Genomic DNA, 3,532 nt, shown 5'->3' with positions numbered 1-3,532 from the left:
GCTCGAGCTGGGTCAGCATCGTCGGCACCACCACCATCGTCTTGCAATGCGGCGGCAGGCCCTGCGAGAACTCCAGGCGCGGCAGCTGGGCCGGCTTGAACACCCGGCCGAGGATGCGGTTGATCAGCAGCACCGCGATCTCGGAGGCCGGCCAGACCGCCAGCAGGAAGATCAGGACGGCCGGCAGCGACACCTGCTCTTCGGCATAGCCGGCGCGGAAGGCCAGCACGGTGAACGCGAAGGTCAGCGCCAGCACCAGGCCGGCGTACAGCACCAGCCGGGTGTGCGGGACCGCGCCCTCGATGCGCCGCAGCGGGTTCGGCGTCAGGCCGATGCTGCGCTCCAGCTCGGGACGGCGGTCGGACAGCAGCCAGCGGCCGATGTCGACGTCTTCGCCCTCCTCGCCGCCCTCGGCGGCGTCGCCGGCGCGGCGGCGGCCGAAGCGGTCGACCACCATCTCGGCCAGGTCCGGCTCGGGCAGGCCGCTGCGCAGGCTCAGCCGCTCCAGCTGCTGCCGGTACAAGGCCTTCGAATGCGGGTCCATGCGCGCATAGACGCTGTTGCGCTGCAGCGCGCGATCGACCAGCGAGGTCTTCGCGAAGATGTCGACCCAGTCGCTCAACTCGATCGCCTTGACGCTGCGGAAGATGTTGCGCACCCGCACGTCGAGCATCGTGCGCACGACGAGATCGTCCTCGATCGCGCCGGCCTGGTGGACGATGCCGACGCCTTCAGCGTGCGCGCCGCCGGCGATGCTCGCCGGGTCGTCGTAGCGGCGCCGCTGCGCCAGCTGGCCGAGGTAGGCCTGGCGGAAGACGCCCGACGCGTTCTTCAGGTCGGGCACCGCCGACGCGGCCTTCCGCGTCGGGCCGCGCGCGGGACCGCGCGATGACGCGAGCGCCGCATCGGAGACCAGGTCGGCCGCGTGCGCGCCGCGGTGGATCTCGAGGATCTGCTCGGCGCAGGCGCGCAGCTGGCGGATCAGCAGGAAGTTCAGGACCGGCGCGAGCAGGGCCAGCTCGCGCAGCATCAGCGGGTGCACCTTCTGGTACTCGACCAGCACGTGCACCAGCTCGTCGGCCTCGAAGTCGAAGTCGCAGGCTTCCAGGTAGAAGTGCGAGAACAGCTCGATGCGCGCGCGCGACGGGTGGCCGCCGGTCTGGTAGGCCGGCAGGCCGCGCACCGCCTTGTCGGGCAGCTGCTGCGTGAGCGCGGTCTGGATGCGCTCGATGACGTAGAAGTTGTCGACCAGCCACTGCGCCGCCTGCGACAGCGAGCGCTGCTCGTCGGTGAAGGTCTCGATCTGCCGCACGCAGGCACGCAACTCCTCGATCGCGCGCGTCAACTCGCCCTTGAAGCGCGCACGCCGCACCGAACGCGACGGCGCATCCCAGCGCGAGAACGCCCCGGCGAACTCCTCGATCGCCGCAGGCAGCGCGAAATCGAACCCTTCGTAGACGGTGATCGAGGGGTTCATCGGCCCACCCCTGAAGGCGCTTCGCCGCGCACCGTCAATGTCGCTGCGTCCACGAGAGGCTCGCGACCTGCGTCGACAACCCGTCGCTGAACGACACCATGACCATGCTGATCACCAGGAACGGCACACCCACAGCCCACATCAACAGTCTTTTCATTCGCCACTCCCGTCGGCAATTCGTGAATCCGGAAACCCTTGAATCCGGACAACCTGCGCACGAGTCTAGGGAGCACCTCTTGCTGACACAGCCGGACGACAGGGCCTTCGCCTGTGGGCGCTGTCCTACGACGTTCGGCCGGCGACCACCTGTAGGCAGGCTCCTACAGTGGCTCCCGCGCTCTTCCGGCAGGGGCAGCGTTGCCCGATTCATACAATCGAGCGCATGTCTGCCGGCGTCCTCGAGGCTCTTCCCGTCACGTTTCTCGCGGAAATGGCAAGATCCGTCACCTTTGCAGACAGGTTTCCGCCGAGCATGCCTTGCCTGCCGAAGAAGAATCCAGAAGTCGGGACATGCTGAAAACCTACATCGTCGAAGACAGCCCGGTGATCCGCGAGAACCTGATCGCGGCGCTGGAGGAACTGGTGGCCGTCGAAGTGGTCGGCACGGCCGACAACGAAGCCGCCGCGCTGTACTGGCTGAAGCAGCCGCGCAATGGCTGCGACCTGGTGATCGTCGACATCTTCCTGAAGAGCGGCTCCGGCCTGGGCGTGCTGTCGGCCAGCGGCGACCTGCCCGACGCGACCAAGCTCGTCGTGCTCAGCAACTACGCGACACCCGACATGCGGCGCAAGTGCCTCGAGCTCGGGGCCGACAAGGTGTTCGACAAGTCGAACGAGATCGATGCGTTGATCGGCTACTGCCAACGGCTCGCCTCGGGCGAGGCGGCGAATTCGAGTTCGGGAAGCTTGTAGCGCGGGATGAGACGCCACCTGCGCGGCCCTCCCGGGCGGCGCAAGGTCGGCAGGCGGCCTGTTACTGGATCAGGCCGTTCTTCAGCGCGTAGTAGGTCAGGTCGCTGTTCGATTCGAGCTTCATCTTCTCCATCACGCGGGTGCGGTAGGTGCTGACGGTCTTCACGCTCAGCGACAGGCTGTCGGCCATGTGGCCGATGGTCTCGCCCTTCGAGAGCCGCAGGAAGACCTGGAACTCGCGCTCGGAAAGCTGCTCATGCAACGGACGGTTCGCGTTGCCGCCGAGGTTGCTGGCCAGCAACTCGGCGACGGCCGGCGTGATGTACTTGCGGCCCCGCGCGACGGTGCGGATCGCGGTGACGATCTCCTCGGGATCGCACTCCTTGTTCAGGTAACCGCTCGCGCCCTGGCGCAGCAAGGTGGTGGCGTAATGCTCTTCGGGGAAACCGCTGAGGATGAGGATGGGCAGCTCGGGCTCGCGGGCGCGGATCGCGGCCAGCGCATCGACGCCGCTCTGCTGCGGCATCGACAGGTCCATGACCAGCACGTCGATCTGTTCCTTGCGGACGATGTCGAGGGCCTCGCGGCCGTTGGAGGCCTCGGCCACGACCTGCAGATCGACCTGCTCCGCGAGATACTGGCGCAGACCGGCGCGAACGAGCGCGTGGTCGTCAACGATGGCAATCTTGATCATGAGCGACTGTCCCCTGTGGTTGGACTCCGATCGATTCTAGAGGCACACAGAAAAATCGCATGAAGAACTTCTTTCACCGATTCAAGCGCAGTGCCTTCACGTTCCCGCTCGCGGTGGTGACCGCGCTGACGCTGATGGGCATCAGCGAAACCGCCTACCGCACCTCGGTGGACGCGCTGGACCGGCTGGGCGAAATGGGCGTCGCCCGCACCAACAACATGGTGCTGCTGCGCCAGGTGCTCGATGCCGAGAACGGCCAGCGCGGCTACCTGATCACCGGCCGCCCCGAGTACCTGAAGCCGTACCGCTCGTCGATGGCGAACATCGGCGAGACGCTGCGCACGCTCGGCGAGTACTACGCGCACGAGCCCGACCGCGTCGCCGACTTCACCGTGCTCGCGACACTGGTCAGCAGGAAGGTCTCCGAGATGGACACCACGGTGCAGTTG

5 protein-coding genes are annotated in these 3,532 nt (G+C 67.0%); 2 read left to right on the top strand and 3 right to left on the bottom strand.

The window, feature by feature from the left end:
* Together AC1D01_RS25475 and AC1D01_RS25470 are read right to left on the bottom strand one after the other, a co-directional pair.
* On the bottom strand, positions 1-1,477 hold a 1,477-nt coding region (locus AC1D01_RS25475; protein ID WP_477871323.1), incomplete at its 3' end, for a hypothetical protein.
* Positions 1,478-1,511: 34 nt separating this feature from the next.
* Complete coding sequence (locus AC1D01_RS25470; RefSeq protein ID WP_465111150.1) at positions 1,512-1,634, bottom strand: hypothetical protein; 123 nt, start codon at positions 1,632-1,634, stop codon at positions 1,512-1,514.
* A gap of 353 nt (positions 1,635-1,987) precedes the next feature.
* On the opposite strand from AC1D01_RS25470, the gene AC1D01_RS25465 reads away from it, so the two are divergent.
* Entirely contained in the window at positions 1,988-2,389 is a 402-nt protein-coding gene (locus AC1D01_RS25465; protein WP_477871321.1) for a response regulator transcription factor, read from the top strand.
* Between the two features lie 61 nt (positions 2,390-2,450).
* On the opposite strand, the gene AC1D01_RS25460 is transcribed toward AC1D01_RS25465, so the two are convergent.
* On the bottom strand, positions 2,451-3,083 hold the full coding sequence (locus AC1D01_RS25460) for a response regulator (protein WP_047500757.1): 633 nt from the start codon (positions 3,081-3,083) through the stop codon (positions 2,451-2,453).
* Positions 3,084-3,142: 59 nt separating this feature from the next.
* Between AC1D01_RS25460 and AC1D01_RS25455 the strand changes: the two genes are divergently transcribed.
* Positions 3,143-3,532, top strand: a 390-nt coding sequence (locus AC1D01_RS25455) for a CHASE3 domain-containing protein (RefSeq protein WP_477871319.1), incomplete at its 3' end; no start/stop codon positions are given.

This window comes from Rhizobacter sp. P3_B12, from assembly GCF_056402895.1.
Note: the sequence above shows the minus strand (reverse complement) of the source record. Positions and strands in the feature narration are given on the sequence as shown.